This window comes from Nitrospina sp. 32_T5, from assembly GCF_052156635.1.
Classification (GTDB): Bacteria; Nitrospinota; Nitrospinia; order Nitrospinales; family Nitrospinaceae; genus Nitrospina.
Window position 1 is genome coordinate 527,694 of sequence record NZ_JBQKUO010000003.1, and the last position, 24,960, is coordinate 552,653.

The following is a 24,960-nucleotide window of genomic DNA, read 5'->3' on the forward strand; positions in this document are numbered from 1 at the left end:
AAATGACAGATCAAATTGCCATTTCCGTTAAAAATGTCTCCAAAAAATACCGCCTGTTTAATTCACCTAAAGAAAGATTTTGGGAAGCCCTTCATCCATTTAGGAAAATATACCATCGAGAATTTTGGGCTTTAAAAGAAATCAGCCTAGAGATCCCCAAGGGAGCAACGGTGGGCATAATCGGGCGGAACGGTTCTGGCAAAACCACCCTCCTTCAAATTATTTGCTCAATTTTAAAACCCACAATTGGATCAGTGGAAATACAAGGCTCGATAGGAATGCTTTTATCCTTAGGGGCCGGCCTAAACCCAAATTTTACCGGTCGGGAAAATGTGCGTTTGAAGGGAATGTTATTGGGTCTGTCAATCAAACAGATCAATGAAAAAATCCCAGAAATTGAGGAGTTTGCTGATATCGGGCAATTTTTCGATCAACCACTCAAAACATATTCTGCAGGCATGATGTTACGTTTGGCTTTTTCAATAGTCACTACCATTCACCCTGACATTCTCATTATTGATGAAATCATCGCCGTAGGAGACGCCAAGTTTAAGCAAAAATGTTACCAGAAATTTCGCAATTACCAGGAAGCAGGAAAAACTATCCTTCTGACCACACATGACAACAACGCCATCCTAAAACATTGCAATCATGCATTACTTCTAGATAGCGGCAACCTAATTAGCACAGGTGAACCAAAGGACATTGTTAATCAGTACTTAAATATTCTTGAAGGGAAATCTTCAGGAGATATTTCTACTTCTGCAAAAAACAGTCATTTAAAAGATAGGTCTTATCGGAACACTTCAAGCCCAAACCAAGAAAAAAAGCTACCGGAAATACTTAATCAATTTTTTAGAGAAATTCCCGATCAGGATAATTGCCCAACTCGCAACTCCTACAACAAAAATGAAACACGGAAACCATTCTATAAAGCGGAAATCATAGACTATTTAATTGTCTGCGATAATAACTTCGATCCTCTTAGCATTGCCTCTGGAAAAAAGATAGAGGTATACATCAAAGCTAGGTTCCATGAACTTGTAGAATTCCCACTTATGGGTGTGGCCATTAGAACTGTTGATGGAATATTGATTTATGGATTTAATTCTTTTTACACAAAGGGTGATCTTTCCAAGGCAAACGCTGGTGACGTTAAACTTGGGAAAATTACCTTATCGTTGAAGCTAAATAGCGGCGACTATTTTTTAGATTTAGGAGTTGACCTTAAAGAAAATGAAGGTTCACCGGGCTATATAAATTTAGATCGAAGATCTTATGTGGCTCACTTAAACATCATAGAACGTAATAAATTTTTCGGATTGGCTGATTTGGGCGGCAATTTCCAAGAAATTTCCAAAAATGAGATTTACCCCATTTGCAAACAGGAAAACTCATTTTAAAGCTGTCTCTACATCAAATAAAGCTATTGGATTAGATAAACCAGACTTTAATTTTTTTGCCCCATTTTTTATGCACTTAAATAAAACGGATGCACAATTTATAATTGAAAGGCTGCTTGGGCAAGAACCCATAAATTTCATGCTTCGCTCTTTTTATCAGACAACTCTTAAAAACAGGGATATATCCCAAAAACTCCTTAATATTGCTTTCTCAAAAAACACAAAAGATCACAAGCATATATCCTCACTTTTACTTGAGACCGCCCGTCACCCACAAAACTTAAATTTAATTGAAGAGCCAAAAATTTTCAAAATCCTGGTGGAACTCCAAAAAGAGAAAATCAAGAAGTCTTTAAAACCAAGCCGCAAGATCATTGCGGTATACCATCCCGAATGCGCATACAGGGGACAAACGGGAGACATCATTAAAAAGGCAAAAAGGGCTCAATATAATTCAATTATTTTTGTTGGCACCATTTGCAATGATGCGATCGAAAATGAAAATAATGTTTATTATGGCGGCCACGGGATCATTAAATTTATGGATTTTGTCCATTTATTTATTTGTGCCACCTTCGCACACAATTTACCTAAAACTTCCAAAAGGGTTTATTTCGTACACGACATTCAAGATAGTCTGGTCTCTAAAGAAGAAAAGGTTCTGCAAAATATTTTAAATTATGATTATTATTTTTTACCCTCCCCCCTAGTTCTTAATAGAGTCAAAAATCAAATTGCCACCGCTCATGAAAGAGGCATCTTAAAAGAAGCCAAGACTATTTGCTTAATAAAAGGGGGATATATAAAATTAGATAAAAACCTAGAAAATTTTCAAAAATATAAATGCGAAGAAAAGGTAATTATTCACGCACCAACAGTCATCGACCCTGACATTGAAGACTTTGTTTCTCTCCCCTTGCACAGCCAAAAAATTATCCAAACCCTTCTAAATAAATTTCCAGATTTCAAAATAATTTTTCGACCACACCCTCACACCCTAAACTCCTCACAGGTAAAACAAATTTCAAAGGAATTTAAAAACAACCCTAATTTTATTTTTGACAACCATCCCAGTTCGTACATGATCAATTATTCAAAGTCCGCACTTATGGTTACGGATCTATCAGGGACCGCATTCACTTACGCCTTCACAACCTTAAGGCCCGTAGTATTTTTTTCCCATAACGAAGCAAAACTTTTAGAAAAATTTGGTGGCTTTGGCTACATCCAACATCGAGATGTTATAGGTCAAATCGCCAAGGATTTAGATGAACTTGTTTCAAGCACTAAATACCTTTTACTGAATCATAAAAAGTTACAAACCAAAATAAAAGATTATAGAGACAATCAAATCTATAACCTTGGAAAATCGGAAGACTATTTTATTAATAATTTAGGCTTTTTTTTAGACAACAAACATAATGAGGATTGGGAATATTTAAACCTTCGGCCCTCCCCCCCCTACTTGATTGAGGAAGGATACAAAGAATTCAATATAGTTTCATATCTAGGCAAATATTATGGTTTACCTCAAAGCCTGGGGGATATCGACCTTGAACAATTTGATTTTAACGACCCTAACACTAACAAAAATATTTTTATTGGTGAATCATGTGATGAAATTAAAGGATATATAAACATCCTTCATCAACTTGAATGCAAAAATCCCTCCAAAGAAATTCTTACAGCTATTACCAATGATCTCAAAACTATTTTCCATAAAATTAGTGAGATTACGGACCAGCAAGAAAATCTAAATATGCAACTTCACTCCATTAACCAGGTCCTGAAGGAAGAGGGGCGGGATTTAGTGACTTTGGTGCAACAAATATACCTTCAAAACCAGCAAACCACCCGTCTGGTTGAACAAAGCATAGACAGAGATAGAGCCATTTCCAATATATTGGATAAACTTAAAGAAATAAAAGAACAATTAAAAAACCAAGGCTAAAAATAGGACATAGCCTTAAATTTGTATTCAAACAAAAACGCTTGAATTGGGTTTCAAGAGCAGCTTTTAATCAAAGACTTTGCAAAAAGTAAAACCATAAGTGAGCGAACATCAAATTCTTCTCTATCAAGTTATTCTGTTTTTATCGCTCTTTGTTAAAGCCTTTTTAAAGAGTTGTTTTTTTATTAATTTTTAATAAATAACGCAGAATTTAGCTAGTACTTACCATAATGGAAGGAAGAATTTATCGTAAAACCATAAAACCCAATAATAAATCTTAATTGGTGAGGAAAATGGCTTCTAATCCACGATTAATTAAGGAATGGAGAGGGTTCAATATTGTTAAATTCCAAGATCATTATTGGGGGATACCACAATCGCTGGGAGATGTGGACTTAACCCAAAGTTCTTTCCAGCAGGTACCGTCTCTCCTAAAAGATAACTCCCCAGAAAAGGTGCGACATAAAATAGACGATCTTGTTGATGATCCCAATATTCCACTCTTGATAGAAGAGTGGAAAACTTACAATATCGTCAAATATCAAAAAAAATACTGGGGGATACCACAATCGCTGGGAGATGTGGACTTAACCCAAAGTTCTTTCCAGCAGGTACCGTCTCTCCTAAAAGATAACTCCCCAGAAAAGGTGCGGCATAAAATAGACGACCTTGTTGATGATCCCAATATTCCACTCTTGATAGAAGAGTGGAATACTTACAATATCGTCAAATATCAGAAAAAATACTGGGGGATACCACAATCGTTGGGAGATGTGGACTTAACCCAAAGTTCTTTCCAGCAGGTACCGTCTCTCCTAAAAGATAACTCCCCAGAAAAGGTGCGGCATAAAATAGACGATCTTGTTGATGATCCCAATATTCCACTCTTGATAGAAGAGTGGAATACTTACAATATCGTCAAATACCAGAAAATATACTGGGCGATACCACAATCGCTGGGAGATGTGGATTTAAATAACCTTGAAAATAATTCCCATTCATTAATTATTTCGGAAAAAAATCTGGAAAAACTAAAGGAGAGGATAACTCATACTTAGTTAGAAGCTTCTTAAAATAAAATACTGAAAACAATATTTATTATCGATGTGGGTCTTAAAATGGTCATTTGGCTTTTGGGTATTTCTGGTTCTGGCAAATCCACACTTGGCAAACGCCTAAAATTTTATTGCGATTCTATAGGAATTAATTCCTGGGTCATTGATGGAGATATCGTTAGGAATTTCTTCGACAACGACTTGGGTTTTGAAAAAGCCGACCGCGTTCAAAATATAAAACGGATTTTGTTGGCTGCACATGCACTCTCTGAAAATGGAATTGTGCCCATTGTTTGCAATATCTCCCCCTTTGAAGAATTAAGGTGCTTTGCTCGGAAAAAACTCAAAAATTATATACAGATTTATTTGAAAAAATCAGTAAATACCAGTCGCCAGGAGGATGTAAAAAAAATCTATCAACAACACATTGGTCGAACCCCCGTTGTTGGGGTTGACCTGGAGTTCGATGAACCCGGAAACAATGATTTGATTTTAGATATTGAGAATGAAACCGTTGATCAATCCTTTCAAAAAATTAAATCTTACTTGAAAATAAATCACCCGGGAATCTTCCAATGAAAGTCAGTCAAAATATCTCTACCGAAATTCTACAAGACCTTGTCAATCTTCAAGCCGGCCTGTATTTACCCTTAACGGGATTCATGACCTCGCTGGATTATCGCAATGTTGTGGACAATATGATGTTAAGCGACCATACGATCTGGACGCTCCCCATAACATTGGACGTTGATCACAAAACCTATAAAAAAGCCTTAGATGCCGATAAGGTGTATTTGGTTTACCATAAAGAAGAGGTCGGATATATTGAAGTTTCTGATTGCTTCAAAATTGATACCTACTCAGATGTTAAGAAGATCTTTAAAACTGATGAAACCCGGCATCCTGGCGTTCAGATGGAGTTCAACCGCTCCAAATACAGGGTGGGCGGCAGAATCGTCATCACAAACGAATCAGTTATGGAGGGGGCTCTTCATCCTGAACAAATTCGAAAAATTTTTGCTGAACGAGGGTGGCAAACCATCGTGGGTTTTCAAACCCGAAACCCAATACACAAAGCACACGAACACCTTCAAAGAGTCGGCTTGGAAATGTGCGACGGACTTTTTATAAATCCCCTGGTAGGTTGGAAAAAATCAGGTGATTTTAGTGAGCAAGCAGTTATGCAGGCGTACCAGCTTATGATTAAGAACTTTTATCCCGAAAGCCGTGTTTATCTGGCCGGACTTTATACCTATATGCGTTATGCTGGCCCTAGGGAAGCCATATTCCATGCGCTCATTCGAAAAAACCTAGGTTGCACTCATTTCATTATTGGCAGAGATCAGGCAGGGGTGGGGTCTTATTATGGGAAATATGAAGCCCAGGATTTGGCACGCCGCCTACAAAGCGAGGGGAAACTGGGCATAGATTTATTGTTACTCAAGGGCCCGTATTTTTGCCAAAAATGCAATCAGATCGTAACCGAAAAACATTGCGGTCATGGTGAAAAAAGTATTTTCCCAGTAAGTGGGACCCTTATACGTGAAGCCTTGAATAAAAATGAACGACCAGATGAGAGATTCATGCGACCAGAGATCGCCGATATTTTGATTTCAATGGGTAAAAACAAGTTTATAGGGGATTAGTATGAAAAAAATAATTGTAACCCTGGGTCCATCAATCACAAACAATAACAACTTTATAATTGAGGATGAAAGCAGTTACATTTTCCGAGTTAATGGAGCACATGGAAGTCTCGATGAAATTAGAGAAAATATTATTTATATAAGGGACGTTTTTAAAAATTCCGCTATTTTATTGGATTTACCAGGAAATAAAATTCGAACTTCTGGCCTCTCTAATCCTATACAAGTAAAAAAAAATGAGGCTTTTACCTTGAGAACAAACCAAACCACATACCCTGAATTTCATCGTTTGATTAAAAAAGGGGATGAAATACTTGCCGATGACAGCACCTTGCGGTTTTTGGTCGAGGAGACTAACGAAGAAGAGATAATACTTATCTCTTGCTCCAACGGCCTGTTAAAAAACAATAAGGGGTTGCATGTAAGAGGTATCAATAAAGGTCTCCCCTTTTTATTTGAACGGGATAAGAAATTAATTGAAATAGCAAACGAGCTTAGCATTGATTTTATAGGTTTGTCTTTTGTTCGCACTGCTAAGGATATTGCTGTATCAAAAATTTTGCTTGCAGATTCCATCGAAATAATCGCGAAGGTGGAAACGCGATCGGCCGTCGAAAACCTTAACGAAATTCTACGAAACGTAAATTATATTTTAATTGACCGCGGAGACCTTTCCACGGAAGTTGGCTTAGAAAAGGTACCTGCCTATCAAAAGTTTATTGTTGAACGGGGCTTATTCTATAATAGGAGAGTTTTTTTGGCGACTCAGTTTCTAAAAAATATGGAGGACAAACCCATACCCTCCATAGCTGAGGTTATTGATTTGACAAATACTTTTAAAATGGGGGCCTACGGCATCCAGCTTTCAGAAGAGACTGCGATTGGAAAGTACCCAATGGAATGCCTTGAAGTTATCAAAAGAATCATCCAAGAAATTGATTCAGAAATAAAGTAACTTTTTTAAATTTGGTCGCTAAGGTACTAATTATTTAACCATAAATTATTTGTTGGACACTTCGAGGGTTTAAATGAAAAACCTCACAAAATACGAAGACTTTGGTGGCACATTGGATTTGCCCAAAGTGGTTGAAATTGAACCATTCGGCTCCTGCAACTTACGATGCACCATGTGTCATGTAAGTTACGCCCCTCCAGGCCCTAAACCTCAAATTAATTTTGAGGCAGTAGAGAAATTAAAAAGTTTAGCTGGTAAATATGTGGTTTTTGGCTCTAATTTTGAACCTACAGCACACCCTCGCTTTGCTGACATGATTTCTATGTTCGTTGATTACGGCTTTAAAATGGACATTGTCACGAATGGAACCTTATTGACCGATCCTATAATTGAAACCATGACAAAAGGTGATTTTAACAAAATCACCTTTTCTTTTGATGGGATAAAAAAAGAAACTTATGAGAAGATCCGCCGTAACGCGAATTTTGAAGATGCTCTTGAAAAAATTACAAAACTAAGAAAAGCATTTTGGGAAAAAGATACTTCCTTTGCCGTCAATTATGTCATCATGCAAAGCAATCTTGACGAAATAAGAGAAGCCATTGACTTTTGGGAAGATTTACGAATCGACATGTTAGGGCTTATTTTTATGGTTATTCGTGATGACAATGAATATTTGCGAAACCAAAGCCTTCATCCTATTCTGGAAAAAGTCCATCAAACACTAGATGATGCCGCGGAGTACTTAATTAATAGTGATAAAAAAATTTGCATAAGCTCCCCTCCCTTTACCACTACGCAATTAAGAGAAAAATATCCTCTTAATTTTCCTACCGGAAATGTTGTTAAGTCAATGCATTCTGGAAAAAAGAATTTTCCCAAATTAAGCAAGAACGGATTGCAAACTGGAAAATTCCCAGGAATGCCATTTGAGGCATGCAAATCTGCTTTTACTTTTGCGAGAATTCTTCCAAGCGGCCAAGTTCGATTATGCGACCAAGCCAACATTGGTGATATCAATAATCAAGACTTTAAAGATATTTGGTTCGGCCCCGAAGCGACCGCATTCAGAAAAAGGTTGCTTTCGTCTGCCGACACTTGTCTAGAATGCAACTATTATTTGTTATGCCTTAACCAGCAAAACTTAAATACCAAAGACCCCAAAACTCACTTATCTAAAAATCTTAGAAATAAAAATAGGGAAAGTTAATTAACGCAACTTTGGCTTAATATTTAAAGACATCCCTTATAGTAGATTTAATCAATCAAATCACAATTAGTTCTAACGAAAAGCCTTCCAAGAAAAACCCACAATATGTACTTCAATATGGGGACTGCCTGTTTGATTTATTTTATTAGAAACGAATAACAAAACTTGGGGTCAATTTAACCAAATTTAGGCCCTAATTAATAATTGGCCTAGATAACGAATATACATGTCGTATTTAACCACTTTATTTAATTTATCCCGTACTTGTTATTATTTATTTATAAAAAATTACACATTAGCTTTACCTGTTTTAATTGGATTTTTTTATTTTACTTCAAATCTTTTTTTCAAATACGGACTTGATGACACAACCAATTATTTAAATGCTCTGCACCATATAGGGAGCAATGGCTTTTGGGATATCCTCCAAGGAAGGTTTAAAGCATTTTTTAACCCACCCTCCCCAGATTCTATCGGGTTATTTCGCCCTCTCCGAACCGCCCATACTTTTCTAGCTGTCTACCTTTCTCAATACATTTTCTTTCTGCCTGATTTTATTGCCGCCATAACAGCCAGCTTATTGGCTTATATTTTGATCAAGTTTTTTGAGGTTAATTTTATACCCCCAAACTTGACCATAATTATGACCCTCTGGTTTTTTGGATGTATTCCAGTGGTAGCCATGGGGCACATTGTGCTCGTTTCTCAGTTTTTCGTTATTTTTGGAATTTTTATAACAACTTGGCTTTTTCATATATACATTCAAACTGGAAAATATAAATTTCTAGCTCTTTCGTTAACAACCATTTTTGCCTTAAGTTTTTACGGGGAAGCCATAATCATCGCATCAATAAGTATTGGATTCTATGGTGCCATTGCTTTTTGGAAAAGAAATTTGAACGTTGGGCTTATATCTTTTGGCGTTTCTCTAACAGGGATATTTTTAGTTTTATCCAATGCGTTTTTATTAACATTTGATCCAGAACAAATTACTCGCACTATTACCAGCGTTATTAATAAAAGGGGGCATTCGATTTCCAACAATAATAACCCTGGTGAACTTTCAATAATTTGGGAGCAAATTGCTAATTATTTTCATATTTATCGGCCACAAATTTTTACTGGAATTATTTTTTCCATTTCTCCTTATTTATATTTTTTATCCATTTATGTTTTTTTCATTTTATTAATTTACAAACAAATTTACTTTATTCCATCAATTATTGGAGCTTTGGTAGCGATCAGCATAATAATCCCCAATACTATTCATTATGCTCTGGGAGGCAGCCTGATCATTATTACTCTATATTACGCACGCACCTACTCTCTTCCTGCAAGCGTTCTTTTAGGGTCCCTTACTGTGCTTGGCCCAATATTTGTTATTGATACCCATATATCTTACCTTTTACCTGCACTTTGCTTTTTTCTTTTCCATATCCTCTACGAAGCCTACAAAGAGGTGGCTTGGAAATATTTTCAATACTCGCTTAAGATTGCCATATTTTTATTGCCATTGATTCTTTTTGGTAATTATTTTAACGGCGCCTACTTGTCATATGCAGTCGCAAAGGACAATGAGGCTATAGCAGATGAATTAAAAATTAATCTTAAAAATTCTCCCATTTTGACTAATTCCAGACATGCTTTAGATTTTTATTTTTATGCTGACTTGGGTGGAGATTATAAGAAATTAAAAAATCAATTAATGTTTACAACTAATCCTCCAGGAATGCTTGCCACAAATGAACTTCCAACCAGAGCCGACTTTAAAAAATGGTTAGATTCAAAAATAAATGATTATGATTCCATTTATTCACTATTTGTTGACTGCAAAAGGTTACCTTGCAAAGGCTATTTCAGTGCCCCAAAATATTTGGACTATGAGGCATGCCCTAAAACTATAAAATGGACGCACACCTTTGATATTAAAGTCTTGAACTTTGACTTAGGCTTTTTAACCGTACCCTTTTTTTACCACAAAAATTTATCAACAGGGTTTCTGGCGTATCCTGTTTTTCCGGATATGATCTCTGCAATAGGTATTGAATATAGCCCCTTTCAAAAACGGCTTTTTGCTACCTATCGATTATTTGAATACAGATGCAACCTTAACCTAGCAAATTCAACAGAAATTGATAAAAACAAATGGCGGGTTGAATTAATTAGAGCTGCGGAACGGGGCTTTAATATATGGATGGTAAATGGGGTTTATTATGCAAAACCACAAAACAGGGTTTACTTTTCCTCTAATGATTTAAATAATTATTTTTCTTCATACGATTTTAATGCCGTTATGGGTTTTATTGATATTAATTCAAACAAGGGCAACTTCAAGGTTATCAATGGAAATCATGATAGCTTTACTCTTTTATCCCATAAGAATAAATTCTATGCAATTCCTCGACACCAGTGGGAAATTGAATCAATTCCAATTTCTCAGGTCATATACGGTTGCAGCCCCAATCAACTTAAGGTGCTGATTAACGAATACAATGAGAGCTATAGAATGACCGTAGCTGAAATTACAGCTTCAACACAATTTAATTCTTATGGACCCCAGTATCTATTAGAAAATCATAAAGGAAACCCAAAGCATATTTGGCATTCAGCCAAAAGGCCCCTATACCCTCAATGGATAAAAATTAAATTTAATAGGCCTCGGAAGCTTTCAAGAATCAACATAAGGGCTCAAGGACTCAACAAAAAATTTCCTGAACGCGCGCCAAAAGAATTTATCATTCAAGGGAGCCAGGATGGAAGTATATGGAAAGATCTTCTTGAGATTAAGGATGCAGGGTTCACCGCTCAAAATATGTGGCAAACTTTTCCTTTTAAGAATGCTAACGAGTATCTGCTTTATAGAATATTCATTAAAAAAAATGGTGGCGATCCCTCACTGTTAACAATCCAGCAAATTATATTGAACTAAGAGTACAACCTTATAGTCACGATTAGAAAATCATTTACCTCAGTCATTTTAGTTTTAATCAAATCAAAAAAAATTTTTAATTATGTTGCTTTATATTTAAAAGGTTTTTGGGTGCTTAATAATCATCTTTCTCAGGAGGAATTATTACTCCCCAAAATGAAAGTTTAGATTCTCAGAATAATTTCCAAATTAAACCAAAAATTTTTTTTGTTTATGTGGTTATTATTGCCATTGCATGGGGCCTACGGCAAACAGGAGGGTTGGACCTTAACTATTTTTTTTCCCAAATCGATGAATACCCTTTATTGGGGCCCATTATTTTCGTTCTCTGTTATGCAATTTTGGTGACTCTATTAATTCCAACCCTGCCAGTTAACTTAGCTGCAGGTGTACTTTGGGGTGGATTTTTTGGGGGCGTATTAGCTACTTTTGGGAGTGCAATTGGAGCTATTTTGGCTTTTCTTCTGGCTCGTAACTCATTAGGAAAACCATTAACCCGAAAACTTAATAACCATCTATTCGACTGGATACTTCGTCAAATGGATGAAAGCCCATGGAAAGTAGTTGCCTTTGTCCGCCTTAATCCAGCTTTTCCTTCGGGTCCGGTTAATTTTATTTTCGGCTTAACATCCATTAATTTTAAAACATACTCCTATGCCACGCTCTTTTTTTTATTTCCCCCTTCACTAGGCGTCGCCTTGATTGGAGCGGAGGCTGGAAAGATTATTTTAGATCAAAATTCTTTAAACCTTTTAAAAGTTCTTTCCATGATTCTTTCCGGAATATTGATTCTGTTAATTGGATATTGGGCTGGAAAATCCTTATTAAAGAAAAAAAATACCTAGAGATTTTATATGAAGATAACCCTAATTGTGCTTACTCTTAACGAGATTGATGGTATGCAAGTGGTTATGCCTCAAATTAACCCAAACTGGTATGACCAACTCATTATATTGGATGGAGGGTCCACAGACGGCACCATCGAATACGCTGAAAAGCAGGGTTACTTCGTCTACGTCCAAAAAGAGAGGGGAATTCGATTTGCCTACAGGGAAGTTCTTCCATTCATCAAAGGAGATATTGTTATTACCTTTAGCCCAGACGGGAATTCTATCGCCGAGCTTCTACCTGATTTGATTCAAAAAATGAAGGAAGATTACGACATGGTAATTGTTTCTCGTTATCTGGGGGACGCAAAAAGCGAAGACGATGACCTTATAACGGGTTTTGGAAATTGGCTTTTTACCAACACTGTTAATATACTTTATGGAGGGAATTATACTGATGTCATGGTCCTATATCGAGCGTACAAAACCCAGCTTATTTACGATTTAGATTTGGACAAAGATGAAAGTTTTGCCCTTCCAGAAAAACTTTTTTTCACACGTATCAGCTGGGAACCCTTACTATCAGTTAGGGCGTTAAAGAAAAATTTAAAAATCGGAGAAATTCCTGGTGACGAACCTCCTAGGATCGGTGGTGAAAGAAAACTTCAAGTGTTACGCTGGGGAGCTGCTTATTATTTTCAATTTTTCCGTGAACTATGGTTTTGGCGCAAATAAGATTTAAAATCTAATCTTAGTTTCTATGCACACATAAATTGCCAAATAATTTGCTCTCCCTTGCGATACATCTTATTAAAATCTTTTTTCTGACGCCTTCTTGGTTTATATAACTATCAATTAAAATTGAAATACCAACTTAATTTATACCATAAACTTTTATGAGAAAGTTAGTTCATCTTGGCATACCAGAGAGGCAATTTTTAAAATATGATTTTCTCCTCAAATCTCCATGGCTTCAAAAATTACTAGAAAAATTAACTTTCAATTGCCCCGAGACCTATACTGAGATTTTAAAAATATTAGAAAAAGTGGATAAGAATGAATCTGCTTTTCTTTTATTTCTTTCCGATTATCAAAAACAAAAAATAAAAAACCAAATTAACCTTAATTTAAAAACCTTAGCAATTTATTACCCTACCTCCGCTTATCGCTTAAACCTTGGAAGCGAAGATATGTATCAGGCTATTCGGGACCAGGGCTACAATGTAATTTACCTTTTCGGCGAATTAGCTAACGATGAATTTGAAAAAAGGCCGATGTCCTTTTATGCTGGGCATGACATCGTAGGACATTTAGATTTTGTTGATACATTCATTATTCCCACATTAACTCCTGGCCTACCAAAATGCTCCAAAAAAGTACTATTTGTTCATGATATTTATGACTCTCCACGCGGAATTGCCGAAGCCCCCAGTCCTGCCAAACCCGGTAAGGCACAAAGAGTATCCCCTTTAATCGATGAATTAGATTATACAGTTCTACCTTGTACCGCCTTAATGCCAAAATCCAACAAATCAGAATTAATAAGAAAAAAGCCTTTGTGCCGAATACCCGGGGGATACATAAAGCTAGATGAAAATATTAAACAATTTGAGAACCTCAATACTTCCATAGACTCTATTATCTATGCTCCCACAGTTCACAAAGACCATTTTTACGATTATGTCTCGGTTCCACACTTCGGGTCTCAAATTATCCAAGTGTTGCTTGAAAGTTTTCCTGAATACAAAATAATATTTCGTCCCCATCCGCACACAGTTGATTCTCCTGAAGTTCAAAAAGTCGCAAACAGCTTCGCAAACCAATCCCGATTTGAATTTGACACTACGCCGAGCTTTTATATGAATAATTATGCCCGATCCAAGCTTATGGTTACCGACATGTCTGGCACAGCATTTACATTTGCCTTCACCACCCTAAGACCGGTTATTTTCTTTTCTCATAATGATCATAACGTTGAAAATGTATTTGGCAAAATTTCTTACTTTAAGGATCGAAAAAAAATTGGGCATGTTGTTGCAAACATTTCTTCCTTACGAGAAAAGATTAATTATATTTTAGAAAATTACTCTAAATGGTCCGCAAAAATCCAGAGCTTCAGGGACGGTGTGATCTTTAACATTGGGAAAGCGGAAGACTACTTGGCTAAAAATATACCTTACATCATGGAGGACAAAAAGCATCCAGAATGGCAATACGTTAATTGCCCGATAATCCCACTTGACGATGAAGATGACCCTAATAATAAGGTTAAAACAATTAATCCAGTTTTAATGGAGGAAGGCTATAAAGGTTTTAATATTATTTTTTTTGGAAACAAGTTTTACGGATTGCCACAAGAGGAGGGAGAGTTCAAATTCGAAAAAGTTCGGAATCAAGAATATAGTTATTGTGTAGAAACCGACTCATATTTGGAAGTTAAACAAGTTATTGATGATTATTTACTGAAAAAATAAACGTTTTTAACGCATAAATGGTCCACAATTATTTTTTTAAGTTAATGTTTTGATGCTTTCCATGTTGGAGGCCTTAGTGCGACACTCAGTCCCACCTCGGCCAGTCCCGCCAGCACAGTTTTCCAGTTCATACCTCCGCCTTTCTGCAACGCCGTTGAATATCCGATTCTAATACAGAGATTGTCCGGAAGAAACGGCAATCGCTCAACCGATACAACCCTAATGATTTTGGAATTCCTTACAAGCCTCCGGTATAGTTGTCCCGTTCGCCCCGGGGACGTCTTTGCTTTTCCCCCTTGTTCCATTCACGGTTCGCGCATGGAAATTCTGTTCAAAAACGAACTGGCGGCACCGCCCAAGGTCAGCTTCATCCTGCTCGACTGGTCCTGCCGTGAAAGTTTCCACACGCTGGACTACCTGAACGACCAGGCCCTGCCGCGCAGCGATTACGAAATCCTCTGGATCGAGTTCTACAGCCGGCGTGCCCCGGAGATCGCCCGGTACCTGGAAGCCGACCTGAAGGCGGGCCGCCCGCCCCCGGTGGATCAATGGATCGTGCTCGATTTCCCGGAGGCCCTGTACTACCACAAGCACCTCATGTACAACGTCGGCCTCGCGGCCGCGCGCGGTGGCATCGTGACCTTCTGCGACTCCGATGCAATGGTGCGTCCCACGTTCGTCCAAAGCATCGTCGAAACCTTCGAGAAGGAAACCGCAGCCGCTGATTCCCCCGGCATCGTCCTGCACCACGACGAGGTGCGCACCGCCGACCGGCGTCACTACCCGTTCGATCATCCCGCCTTCGAGGACCTGTTGAGCGGACCCTGCCTCAACTGGAACCCCGGGGCGCAGGCCACCACGGGCCTGCTGGACAACGAAGACCCGCTTCACACGCTCAACTACGGTGCCTGCATGTCCGCACGGCGATCGGACCTCATCGCTCTCGGCGGCGCCGACGAGCACGCGGACTACCTCGGCCACGTTTGCGGTCCCTACGAGATGACGTGGCGCCTGGTCAATGCCGGACAGCGCGAGGTGTGGCATCCATCGGAATTCCTTTACCACACCTGGCACCCGGGAACCGACGGCAGCCACGACCACCGCGGCCCGCACGACGGGCGGAACGTTTCCACCACGGCGCTGGCCCACCGCATCACCGGAAGAACCCGACCCTTTCGCGAAAACGCCGCCATCCGCCTTCTGCGCGAAGGGGAAGAATCGCAGGATAACAGCGCACTCGTTCAACTGGCGGTCGATCAGGCGGACACCACCTGCATGCAGAAGCCGCCCGGTGCCGCCCTGCCCCGGTTGAAGGCGCTGGATGCTTCCTTTTTGCGGAACGCGGCAGGAAGCTTTTTCGAGCGCGCCCGCCGCGCGCTGGCCACCCACCGCACCCCGCGCGATCTCGCCCGCGCGATGTTCATCACCCCGTTTTATTTTTTACGCGAACAAGTGCACCAGAACAGCCAGTTCCACATCAACTGCGAAACTTTTCTCGACAACCTGGACGCAGAGAAAATCCCGTCCATCGCATTGTTCGGAAGTGGCGACGTGGCGGATAAGTTGTCGCGGCTGGCGCCCGGTCACCATGTACGGATCGAGGCGGTGTACGGACCCAACCCGGGAACCGCCGCTCACGGCCTGCACGTCCAGGAGGCGGAGAAGGCCGTTGAATTTGCTGGACCGATCGTGATCGGCTCGCGGCAGGACGCGGAGCGTCTGGCAGGACAACTGCGCACATGGGGCGTGGATGCGGACCGCATTCGGGTGGTGCTATAATCGGGTATCCGAAATAATTTGTCTCCTTCTGCCCATTTCCCTATTGGGAAACTACCAAATTTCAAAGAATCTCGTGCAAACCGGTTGTTATTCCGAATTTTTGTTAATACAATAGGACACCTCAAAAAACACGAAGGGGTGTTTCAATCAAGCAGCGGGGCCCATTCCCAATTTTTGTTTTTTTTCGGATCATCTAACCGGTCGCGATTATGGACGTCCTCCTCGTCACACCGCCCAGCAAGGACCGCGTGTTCCAGCAATTGGGCCAGAGCCTGACCGCCATTGAAGTGCCGGTGTGGTCCATGCTGATGGCGACGTTCCTCGAACGGCACGGCCTGTCGGTGGAGATCCTCGACGCGGAAGCCGAGCAGATCGGGTACGACGCGACCGCGAAACGCATCCTCGACGCCAACGCGGCGCTCACCGTGTTTGTCATCTACGGCCACCAGCCATCGGCCTCGACGCAGTGCATGCCCGCCGGACGCGAAGTGGCCCGGCGCATTCGCGATGCCGCCCCGCACCTGCCGACTCTCGTCATGGGCACGCACGCCTCCGCCCTCCCCGAACGCACACTTCTGGAAGAACCCTATACGTTCGTCTGCCATGGAGAAGGACCCTTTACGGTTTTGCGCCTGGTCGAAGCATTGAATGCGGGAGATCAGGACTGGGCCAAGGTTCCGGGTTTGACCCACCGTCTTGAAAACCGCGCGGCCTCCACCCCGGCGGCGGAAAACATCCGGGACCTCGACGCCGAAATACCCCGGCAGGCGTGGGAGAAGGTGGACATGACGAAGTACCGCGCCCACAACTGGCACTGCTTCGACCACATCCACGCGCGCCAGCCGTACGCCTCGATCCAGACCAGCCTCGGTTGCCCTTACAAATGCTCGTTCTGCTGTATCAACGCGCCCTTCGGCAAACCCAGCATCCGCTACTGGTCGCCCAAAACGGTGCTCGACCAGATCGACCTGCTGGTCAACAGGCACGGCGTGACCAACATAAAAATCCCGGACGAGATGTTCGTGCTGAACGAAGAGCACGTCATCGGCATCTGCGACGGCATCATCGAACGCGGTTACGATCTCAACATCTGGGCCTACGCCCGCGTCGATACGGTGAAAGACCGCTTCCTGGAAAAACTCCGGCGGGCCGGGTTTCGCTGGCTGGCGCTCGGCATCGAGTCGGGAAGCCAGTACGTGCGCGACGGTGTGGAGAAAGGCCGCTTCGGCGACACCGACATCCTGCGCGTCACCAACAAAATCCAGGAACACGGCATTTACATCATCGCCAATTACATCTTCGGCCTGCCGGACGACACACACGCCAGCATGCAGGACACGCTCGACCTCGCGCTGGAGGTCAACGCCGAGTGGGCGAATTTTTACTGCGCCATGGCCTACCCCGGCTCGCCGTTGTACGACCGCGCCAAACAGCTGAAACTGCCGCTGCCGGACGACTCCGACGGCCCGGGCTGGATCGGCTACTCGCAACACGCGTATGAATCGCTTCCCCTGCCGACGGACACGCTGACCGGGCAGGAGGTGCTGGATTTTCGCGACCAGGCATTCGACACCTATTTCACGCATCCACGTTTTCTGGACCGGGTGCGCGAGAAATTCGATGACGATGTCCTCCGGCACATCGAGGACATGGTGAAGATCAAAATTCAACGCAAGCACCGCGACGCCCCGGTGGCGTCGTGACCGCATCAGGCAGTATGAAGTTATGAAATAAGACTGCGGAAGACTTTTCAATATGCTTCGATACAAGTACAGCGATTTCGAATTCACCCCCGTTCCGAACGGCGGGCCCTCGCCGTCCGGAGAATTCCTGCTGGGGCTTTACCGCGACATGCTGCGCATCCGCATCATCGAGGAGGAAATCGAGAAGCGCTATCACGAAGACCAGATGAAAACACCGATCCACCTGGTTATCGGGCAGGAGGCGACGTCCGTCGGCGTCTGCGCCGCATTGCGCCAAACGGACCTGGTGTGGAGCAGCCACCGCACGCACGGCAACTACCTGGCCAAGGGCGGTGACCTCAAGGCCATGATGTCGGAGTTCTTCTGCCGCCAGAACGGCTGCGCCGCCTCGCGCGGCGGCTCCATGCACCTGCTGGACAAGAGCGTCGGCTACGCCGGGTCCTCCGCCATCGTCGCCGGCGCGGTGCCCATCGCCACCGGTTCCGCCTTCAGCGCCCAATACCTGAAAAAAGACCAGGTCAACGTCGTTTTCTTCGGCGATGCGGCGACGGAGGAAGGCGCGCTGTGGGAGGCGGTGAACTTCGCCGTGCTCAAGCAGCTGCCCATCGTCTACATCTGCGAAAACAATTTCTATTCCGTGTGCTCGTCCCTGGAAGTACGCCAGCCGCACATCCGCATCGACAAAAAGGCCGAGGCCTTCGGCATCCAGAGCCGCCGCGTCGATGGCACCAGGGTGCTGGACGTGCACGCGGTGACCCGGGAAGCGGTGGAACGTGCACGGAGCGGCGGCGGGCCGACGTTCATCGAATCGATTGCCTACCGATGGCGCGGCCACGGCGGTGCGGGCGACGACTCCGCCAGCGGGTACCGCGACCCGAAGGAGGTCGAGCACTGGCAGGCGTTCTGCCCCATCGAAAACCTGTCACGCACGCTCAAGGAAAACGGTTTGCTCGACGACGCGAGGGTGGAAACCCTGCGGCAGGAAATCGTGAACGAATTTATGGAAGCCCTGCACCATGCGGAAACCAGCCCGGACCCCGGTCCGGAAGACCTGATGACGCATGTGTACAGCGATTGAGGGAGGAGAAACCGGATGCCCTGGGCGGAAGCGCTGATTGCCAAGAAGACGGTGGACAAGGCCCCCGAAGGGGAAGGCCGGGTTCTGACCTATGTCGATGCCCTGCGCGAAGCATTGGCCATCGCCCTCGACCTCGACCCGAAAGTCTTCGTCCTCGGCCAGGGCGTGAACGACGCGCGCGGCATGTTCGGCGTCACCACCGGCCTCAACAAGGACTTCGGCGAGCACCGCGTGTTCGACACGCCGCTCTCCGAGGAAGGGTTGACGGGCATCTGTACCGGAGCGGCCCTGAACGGCGCGCGTCCGGTGTACCTGCACAACCGCCCCGACTTTTTACTGCTCGCGTTCAACCAGATCGTCACGCACGCGAGCAAGTTCCATTACATCGACCACGGCCAGTCCAAGGTGCCGTGGGTCATCTGGGCGGCGATCGGCCGCGGCTGGGGTTCCGGATCCCAGCACTCGCAGGCCATCCAGGGCATGCTGCTGGGCGTTCCGGGATTGAAGATCATCATGCCCAGCACGGCGTACGATGCGAAGGGACTCATGCTCGCCGCCATCGCCGACAACAATCCCGTGCTCATCTTCGAACACCGCTGGGCGATGAAGACCAAAGGCATCGTGCCGGAAGGCATCTACCGCGTGCCCATCGGCAAAGGCGTGTACCGCGCGCACGGCGAACACCTGACCATCGTCGGCACCTCGCACGCACTCCTGCTGGCGCAGGATGCGCTGGACGATCTCAAATCCGAGGGCATCACCGCCGATGTCATCGACCTGCGCACGCTCAAGCCATTGGATGAGGACATCATCCTCGAGTCGGTGAAGAAAACGGGAAAACTGCTGGTCGTCGATACGGGCTGGTCCACGGGCGGCGTGTGCGCGGAGATCGGTTGCCTCGTGGCCGAGAAAGCCTTCGAACACCTCAAGGCCCCGGTCAAGCGCATCGGCCTGCCGGACGCGCCGACGCCCGCGGGCTACACGCTGGAACAGTATTATTACCCGGACAAGGAACGCATCGCCCAGGCCATCCGCGACCTGGTGAAGCGAGCATAAAACAACACGCACGCCTGCGGGCGTTTTGAAAGAAAGCGATTCATGAACATTCTGGTTACCGGAGGGGCGGGGTACATCGGGTCGGTGCTGGTGCCGATGCTGCTGGAAGCGGGCCACACCGTGACGGTGGTGGACACGCTGATGTACAACCAGACCTCGCTCATCGACTGCTGTCACCACAAAAACTTCACTTTCATCAACGGCGACGCGCGCGACCGCGACCGGCTGAAGGACCTGCTGAAAGACGCGGATGCGGTTTTTCCACTCGCCTGCCTGACCGGCGCCCCTTTGTGTACGCGCGACCCGTACGGCGCGCAGTCGGTGAACTTCGACGCCATCCAGAGCATTCTCGAACTGCGCAGGCCGTCGCAGCGGATCGTCTTCCCCACCACCAACAGCGGTTATGGTGTGGGACAGAACGGCATTCACTGCACGGAGGAAACGCCGCTCAATCCCATCTCGCTCTACGGCAGGCTGAAGGTGGAAATCGAAAAGATATTGCTGGCTTCAGAAAACTGCATCACGCTCCGCTTCGCCACGCTGTTCGGCTTGAGTCCGCGCATGCGGCTGGACCTGCTGGTGAACGATTTCACCTACCGCGCCGTGCACGACCGCTTCATCATCCTGTTCGAGGCGCATTTCAAGCGCAACTACCTGCACGTGCGCGACGCGGCGCGTTCGTTCATGCACAGCCTCGATCACTTCGACGCGATGAAGGGCCAGGCCTACAACGTGGGCCTCAGCGACGCCAACCTGAGCAAGCTGGAGCTGTGCCAGGAAATCAAAAAGCACGTCCCGGAGTTTTATTTCACCGAGGCGGACGTGGGAGAAGACATCGACAAGCGCAACTACATTGTCAGCAATGCAAAAATCGAGGCCACCGGTTTCAAACCGCAACACTCGCTGACCGAAGGCATTGCCGAGTTGGTTAAAGGGTACCGCATTCTGAAAAGGAACCAGTTCGCCAACGTATAGAAGCAGAACATAATATTCGCGGGTAACTTTCAGGGGGAGGAAGGGGCATGATCATCACGCGAACACCGTTCCGCATTTCGTTTTTCGGAGGCGGCACGGACTATCCAGCCTGGTACGAGGAAAACAGCGGTTCGGTCCTGGCCACCACCATCAACAAGTACTGCTACATCAGTTGCCGCTACCTGCCTCCGTTTTTCGAGCACAAGCACCGCATCGTTTATTCCAAGGTCGAAACGGTCAAATGCAACGGGGATATCCAGCATCCCGTGGTGCGCGCCGCTCTCGAGTACATGAACATCGAGGACGGGCTGGAGATCCACCATGACGGCGACCTGCCGTCGCGCACCGGGCTGGGTTCGAGTTCCTCTTTCACCGTCGGCATGCTCAACACCCTTTACGCGCTGAAAGGGGAGATGGTGTCCAAGTGCCGACTCGCTTCCGAAGCCATCCACATGGAACGCGACATCCTGAAGGAAAGCGTCGGCTCGCAGGACCAGGTGCTGGCGGCGCTGGGCGGTTTCAAGAGGATCGACTTTCATCCCGATCACACGATCTCCGAGACACCGGTCATCCTGGTTCCCGAAAAGCAGCAGGAACTGGAAAGCCACATCATGATGTTCTACACCGGAATCTCGCGCATCGCCTCGCAGGTGGCGGAAAAGAAAATCCAGAGCATTCCCAGAAAGGGGAAAGAACTGCGCATCATGCACCAGATGGTCGACGAGGCGATGGACATCCTCACCAATGGTTCGTGCCTGACGGAGTTCGGCAAGCTCCTCCACGAATCGTGGAAACTGAAGCGGTCGCTCGCCGACGGCATCACCACCCCGCTGGTGAACGATATCTACGACACCGCGATGAGCGCCGGGGCGCTGGGCGGCAAACTGCTGGGGGCGGGCGGCGGCGGCTTTGTCATGATCTTCGCCCGGCCCGAGGACCAGCCCTGCATCCGCGAACGGCTGGAAAAACTGCTTTGCATTCCGGTATCCTTCGAAACCCACGGCAGCCAGGTGATCGTTTATCAACCGGAAGGACACCAGATCGAAGCGCCGGCCAGGCTATGATGCTGGGCAACCCGCGCTTCACCGATGTGCTCATTCTTTGCGGCGGACGCGGCACCCGCCTGCAATCGGTGATCGCCGACAAACCCAAACCGATGGTGGAGGTGAACGGCCGTCCGTTCCTCGACCTTTTGATCGAGCATGTTGCCGGCAGGGGGTTCCGCCGTTTCATCCTGTGCGCCGGACACCGTGCGGATTCCATTGAATTCGACCACAGGGGAATTCAGCAGCACGCCAAATCCATTCAGATGTCCGTGGAACCGCAACCGCTTGGCACCGGTGGCGCGGTACGACACGCTCGACCGGTTATCGAAAGCGATCCGTTTCTCGTCATGAACGGAGATTCGTTCTGCCGGGTGGATTTGCAGGCACTGCTCCATTATCATTGCCAGCACGAGAACGCGCTGGCCACCGTCGCCCTGGCTCCGGCAGTGGATGTGGCGGATTACGGCGGGGTGACTGTGGATGAGGCCGGCCGCATTCTGCGCTTCGACGAAAAAAACCCGGATGCCGGGTCGGGCCTCGTCAACGCGGGCATTTACGTTTTCCACCGTGACCTGCTCGACCACATTCCCGCCGGACGGGCGGTGTCTCTCGAAACCGAAGTGTTCCCCGCCCTCGCCGGACAGGGATTGTATGGATTCCCAACCGTCGGCGAGCTTTACGACATCGGCACCCCCGAGCGACTCGACCGCGCGCGGCGGGAATTGAAAATATGAATCAGGAAAATCCCATGACCCTCGACTGGCCGTTGATGCACAACAACATCCCGCGCGAGGACCTCGATGCCGTCATCGAGTTCCTGCAGGGAGACCCCATCCTCACCCAGTCCAAAAACGTGCGCGCGTTCGAAGAGGAGTGGTCACGCTGGCTCGGCGTGCGCTACAGCGTGTTCCTCAATTCCGGCTCATCGGCCAACCTGGTGTCGATGTCGGTGCTGAAACAACTGAAGGGCCAAGGCGAGGTGATCGTTCCCACGCTCACCTGGGTGTCGGACATCGCCTCCGTACTGCAATGCGGTTTCACACCGGTGTTCGTGGACATTCACCCGAAGACGTTGTGCATGGACGAAGATCACGTGATCGCTGCACTGAATGAAAACACCCGCGCCGTGTTCATGACCTACGCGCAGGGATTCAACGGCCTGTCGGACCGGCTCCTCGCCGCACTGCAAGAACACAACGTGCCGCTCATCGAAGATGTGTGCGAATCGCACGGCGCCACGTTTCAGGGGCGGAAGCTCGGATCGTTCGGCCTCATGTCCAACTTTTCGTTTTATTACGCGCACCACATGAGCACCATCGAAGGCGGCATGGTGTGCACCAACGACGAAAGCGTTTACCAGATGTGCCGCATGTTCCGCTCCCACGGCATGGTGCGGGAGATGACCGACGACGCGTTCAAGCAGAAATACATAAAGGAGAACCCGGAACTCAACCCGGAGTTCATCTTTGCCTTTCCAGCGTACAACCTGCGCAACAACGAAATCGGTGCGGTGCTGGGCCGCAATCAATTGAAACGCCTGGACGCCAATAATGAAAATCGGAGACGCAACTTCGAACTGTTTCTCTCCCAACTCGATCCGGAAAAATACCGCACCGACTTCGACCTGGAAGGCGGTTGCAATTACGCCTTCAACCTGGTGCTCAAGCACGCCGATCCCGCGTTCTGCGAGAAAGTGATGTCCACCCTGCGCCAACACAAGGTCGAGTTCCGGCGCGGCAGTGCGGGCGGCGGCAACCAGTTGCGCCAGCCCTACCTGCGCGGCATCGTGGGGCACGACGAATACAAACATTACCCGCAGGTCGAACACGTTCATTTTTACGGATTCTACATCGGCAACTACCCGGACCTGCAGGAAGACAAGATCCGGAAGCTGTGCAACATCCTGAACACCGTCGAATGAAAAAATCCTCGCGCATATACGTGGCCGGGCATACCGGGCTGGTGGGATCGGCCCTCGTTCGCGCACTGCGGGCCCGTTCGTTCACCAACCTTCTCACGCGGACGCACAAGGCGCTGGATCTCACGCAGCAGGGAGCGGTGGAGCGTTTCTTCAAAAGGGAGCGTCCTGAATACGTGTTCGTCGCCGCGGCGAGGGTCGGCGGCATTCATGCCAACAGCGCGTATCCCGCCGAGTTCATCCAGCAGAACCTCGCCATCCAGACCCACGTTCTCGACATGGCGCACAAGTACGGCGTGAAAAAACTGCTCCTGCTGGCCAGTTCCTGCATTTATCCGAAGCAGTGCAAACAGCCGATGCACGAGGACCAGCTGTTCACCGGTCTCATGGAACCGACCAACGAGCCCTACGGCGTGGCGAAGCTCGCCGGCATCAAGATGTGCGAAGCGTACAACCGGCAGTACGGCACGCAGTTCGTGCCCGTCATCCCGGCGAACGCCTACGGTCCTCACGACCACTTCGATGAAAACGGTCACGTGCTGGCGGCGCTGGTCGCCAAATTCCATGACGCCCGGGTGCAGAACAAAAAGAAAGTGACGCTGTGGGGCACGGGCAGGCCCCGGCGGGAATTTTTTTTCGTGGATGATCTCGCCGACGCCTGCCTGTTCCTGATGGACCGCTACCGCGAAACCGGGGTCATCAATTTCGGTCCCGGTGTCGAAACTTCCATCGCGCAGCTGGCGAAACGCATTCAACGGGTGGTCGGATGGAAAGGCAACATCGAATTCGACATCACACGGCCCGACGGCAACCCGCGCCGCCTGCTGGACTCGTCGCGCATCCGCGCGCTGGGCTGGTCCGCCAAAGTTCCGCTGGAAGATGGGCTGCGGATCACCTATGATTGGTACACTCGAACGCAGGTCCGGTGAACGGGCGAATCCGGTCCCGCTATTGA

At 46.3% G+C, this 24,960-nt stretch carries 20 protein-coding genes; all 20 read left to right on the forward strand.

Features of this window, described 5'->3' with window-relative positions:
* Window positions 1–2 precede the first annotated feature (2 nt).
* Entirely contained in the window at window positions 3–1,403 is a 1,401-nt protein-coding gene (locus tag ACTRW9_RS10730) for an ABC transporter ATP-binding protein (RefSeq protein ID WP_442429333.1), read from the forward strand.
* Window positions 1,363–3,354, forward strand: coding sequence for a hypothetical protein (locus ACTRW9_RS10735; protein ID WP_442429334.1), 1,992 nt, complete (start codon window positions 1,363–1,365; stop codon window positions 3,352–3,354). Before ACTRW9_RS10730 ends, ACTRW9_RS10735 begins: the two co-directional genes overlap by 41 nt.
* Before the next feature lie 293 nt (window positions 3,355–3,647).
* Window positions 3,648–4,412: a hypothetical protein gene (locus tag ACTRW9_RS10740; protein WP_442429335.1), complete on the forward strand. Its 765-nt coding sequence runs from the start codon at window positions 3,648–3,650 to the stop codon at window positions 4,410–4,412.
* A 60-nt stretch (window positions 4,413–4,472) separates the two neighbouring features.
* Window positions 4,473–4,988, forward strand: coding sequence for an adenylyl-sulfate kinase (locus tag ACTRW9_RS10745; protein WP_442429336.1), 516 nt, complete (start codon window positions 4,473–4,475; stop codon window positions 4,986–4,988).
* Window positions 4,985–6,055 (forward strand): sulfate adenylyltransferase, encoded by a 1,071-nt coding sequence (gene sat / locus ACTRW9_RS10750; RefSeq protein ID WP_442429337.1) that lies wholly within the window; start codon window positions 4,985–4,987, stop codon window positions 6,053–6,055. The genes ACTRW9_RS10745 and sat overlap by 4 nt, the downstream gene beginning before the upstream one ends.
* 1 nt (window position 6,056) lies before the next feature.
* Window positions 6,057–7,010 carry a pyruvate kinase gene (locus ACTRW9_RS10755; RefSeq protein WP_442429338.1) on the forward strand — a complete coding sequence of 318 codons (954 nt, stop codon included), beginning with the start codon at window positions 6,057–6,059 and terminating at the stop codon, window positions 7,008–7,010.
* Between the two features lie 73 nt (window positions 7,011–7,083).
* The gene (locus ACTRW9_RS10760; RefSeq protein WP_442429339.1) at window positions 7,084–8,220 is read left to right on the forward strand and encodes a radical SAM/SPASM domain-containing protein; all 1,137 of its coding nucleotides are present in this window, start codon (window positions 7,084–7,086) and stop codon (window positions 8,218–8,220) included.
* Window positions 8,221–8,446: 226 nt separating this feature from the next.
* Entirely contained in the window at window positions 8,447–11,149 is a 2,703-nt protein-coding gene (locus ACTRW9_RS10765; protein WP_442429340.1) for a discoidin domain-containing protein, read from the forward strand.
* A 260-nt stretch (window positions 11,150–11,409) separates the two neighbouring features.
* Window positions 11,410–11,994 carry a TVP38/TMEM64 family protein gene (locus ACTRW9_RS10770; RefSeq protein WP_442429341.1) on the forward strand — a complete coding sequence of 195 codons (585 nt, stop codon included), beginning with the start codon at window positions 11,410–11,412 and terminating at the stop codon, window positions 11,992–11,994.
* A gap of 9 nt (window positions 11,995–12,003) precedes the next feature.
* Window positions 12,004–12,711, forward strand: coding sequence for a glycosyltransferase (locus ACTRW9_RS10775; RefSeq protein WP_442429342.1), 708 nt, complete (start codon window positions 12,004–12,006; stop codon window positions 12,709–12,711).
* Between the two features lie 161 nt (window positions 12,712–12,872).
* Window positions 12,873–14,450 (forward strand): hypothetical protein, encoded by a 1,578-nt coding sequence (locus tag ACTRW9_RS10780; RefSeq protein ID WP_442429343.1) that lies wholly within the window; start codon window positions 12,873–12,875, stop codon window positions 14,448–14,450.
* Window positions 14,451–14,768: 318 nt separating this feature from the next.
* The gene (locus tag ACTRW9_RS10785) at window positions 14,769–16,229 is read left to right on the forward strand and encodes a glycosyltransferase (RefSeq protein ID WP_442429344.1); all 1,461 of its coding nucleotides are present in this window, start codon (window positions 14,769–14,771) and stop codon (window positions 16,227–16,229) included.
* A gap of 209 nt (window positions 16,230–16,438) precedes the next feature.
* Window positions 16,439–17,932 (forward strand): B12-binding domain-containing radical SAM protein, encoded by a 1,494-nt coding sequence (locus tag ACTRW9_RS10790; protein WP_442429345.1) that lies wholly within the window; start codon window positions 16,439–16,441, stop codon window positions 17,930–17,932.
* Window positions 17,933–17,984: 52 nt separating this feature from the next.
* Window positions 17,985–19,010, forward strand: a complete 1,026-nt coding sequence (locus tag ACTRW9_RS10795) for a thiamine pyrophosphate-dependent dehydrogenase E1 component subunit alpha (RefSeq protein WP_442429346.1) — start codon at window positions 17,985–17,987, stop codon at window positions 19,008–19,010.
* 15 nt (window positions 19,011–19,025) lie between these two features.
* Window positions 19,026–20,066: an alpha-ketoacid dehydrogenase subunit beta gene (locus tag ACTRW9_RS10800; protein ID WP_442429347.1), complete on the forward strand. Its 1,041-nt coding sequence runs from the start codon at window positions 19,026–19,028 to the stop codon at window positions 20,064–20,066.
* Between the two features lie 42 nt (window positions 20,067–20,108).
* Window positions 20,109–21,041 carry an NAD-dependent epimerase/dehydratase family protein gene (locus tag ACTRW9_RS10805; RefSeq protein ID WP_442429348.1) on the forward strand — a complete coding sequence of 311 codons (933 nt, stop codon included), beginning with the start codon at window positions 20,109–20,111 and terminating at the stop codon, window positions 21,039–21,041.
* Between the two features lie 47 nt (window positions 21,042–21,088).
* Window positions 21,089–22,105 carry a GHMP family kinase ATP-binding protein gene (locus ACTRW9_RS10810; protein WP_442429349.1) on the forward strand — a complete coding sequence of 339 codons (1,017 nt, stop codon included), beginning with the start codon at window positions 21,089–21,091 and terminating at the stop codon, window positions 22,103–22,105.
* Entirely contained in the window at window positions 22,102–22,821 is a 720-nt protein-coding gene (locus ACTRW9_RS10815; protein ID WP_442429350.1) for a nucleotidyltransferase family protein, read from the forward strand. The genes ACTRW9_RS10810 and ACTRW9_RS10815 overlap by 4 nt, the downstream gene beginning before the upstream one ends.
* Window positions 22,822–22,835: 14 nt before the next feature.
* Entirely contained in the window at window positions 22,836–24,008 is a 1,173-nt protein-coding gene (locus tag ACTRW9_RS10820) for a DegT/DnrJ/EryC1/StrS family aminotransferase (protein ID WP_442429351.1), read from the forward strand.
* Window positions 24,005–24,934 (forward strand): GDP-L-fucose synthase family protein, encoded by a 930-nt coding sequence (locus tag ACTRW9_RS10825; protein ID WP_442429352.1) that lies wholly within the window; start codon window positions 24,005–24,007, stop codon window positions 24,932–24,934. The genes ACTRW9_RS10820 and ACTRW9_RS10825 overlap by 4 nt, the downstream gene beginning before the upstream one ends.
* Window positions 24,935–24,960: the final 26 nt, after the last annotated feature.

Bases quoted from the DNA above. Each gene is read 5' to 3' on its own strand.
- ACTRW9_RS10730 (WP_442429333.1), top strand. From the start codon at position 3: ATGACAGATCAAATTGCCATTTCCGTTAAAAATGTCTCCAAAAAATAC.
- ACTRW9_RS10735 (WP_442429334.1), top strand. From the start codon at position 1,363: ATGAGATTTACCCCATTTGCAAACAGGAAAACTCATTTTAAAGCTGTC.
- ACTRW9_RS10740 (WP_442429335.1), top strand. From the start codon at position 3,648: ATGGCTTCTAATCCACGATTAATTAAGGAATGGAGAGGGTTCAATATT.
- ACTRW9_RS10745 (WP_442429336.1), top strand. From the start codon at position 4,473: ATGGTCATTTGGCTTTTGGGTATTTCTGGTTCTGGCAAATCCACACTT.
- sat (WP_442429337.1), top strand. From the start codon at position 4,985: ATGAAAGTCAGTCAAAATATCTCTACCGAAATTCTACAAGACCTTGTC.
- ACTRW9_RS10755 (WP_442429338.1), top strand. From the start codon at position 6,057: ATGAAAAAAATAATTGTAACCCTGGGTCCATCAATCACAAACAATAAC.
- ACTRW9_RS10760 (WP_442429339.1), top strand. From the start codon at position 7,084: ATGAAAAACCTCACAAAATACGAAGACTTTGGTGGCACATTGGATTTG.
- ACTRW9_RS10765 (WP_442429340.1), top strand. From the start codon at position 8,447: ATGTCGTATTTAACCACTTTATTTAATTTATCCCGTACTTGTTATTAT.
- ACTRW9_RS10775 (WP_442429342.1), top strand. From the start codon at position 12,004: ATGAAGATAACCCTAATTGTGCTTACTCTTAACGAGATTGATGGTATG.
- ACTRW9_RS10780 (WP_442429343.1), top strand. From the start codon at position 12,873: ATGAGAAAGTTAGTTCATCTTGGCATACCAGAGAGGCAATTTTTAAAA.
- ACTRW9_RS10785 (WP_442429344.1), top strand. From the start codon at position 14,769: ATGGAAATTCTGTTCAAAAACGAACTGGCGGCACCGCCCAAGGTCAGC.
- ACTRW9_RS10790 (WP_442429345.1), top strand. From the start codon at position 16,439: ATGGACGTCCTCCTCGTCACACCGCCCAGCAAGGACCGCGTGTTCCAG.
- ACTRW9_RS10795 (WP_442429346.1), top strand. From the start codon at position 17,985: ATGCTTCGATACAAGTACAGCGATTTCGAATTCACCCCCGTTCCGAAC.
- ACTRW9_RS10800 (WP_442429347.1), top strand. From the start codon at position 19,026: ATGCCCTGGGCGGAAGCGCTGATTGCCAAGAAGACGGTGGACAAGGCC.
- ACTRW9_RS10805 (WP_442429348.1), top strand. From the start codon at position 20,109: ATGAACATTCTGGTTACCGGAGGGGCGGGGTACATCGGGTCGGTGCTG.
- ACTRW9_RS10810 (WP_442429349.1), top strand. From the start codon at position 21,089: ATGATCATCACGCGAACACCGTTCCGCATTTCGTTTTTCGGAGGCGGC.
- ACTRW9_RS10815 (WP_442429350.1), top strand. From the start codon at position 22,102: ATGATGCTGGGCAACCCGCGCTTCACCGATGTGCTCATTCTTTGCGGC.
- ACTRW9_RS10820 (WP_442429351.1), top strand. From the start codon at position 22,836: ATGACCCTCGACTGGCCGTTGATGCACAACAACATCCCGCGCGAGGAC.
- ACTRW9_RS10825 (WP_442429352.1), top strand. From the start codon at position 24,005: ATGAAAAAATCCTCGCGCATATACGTGGCCGGGCATACCGGGCTGGTG.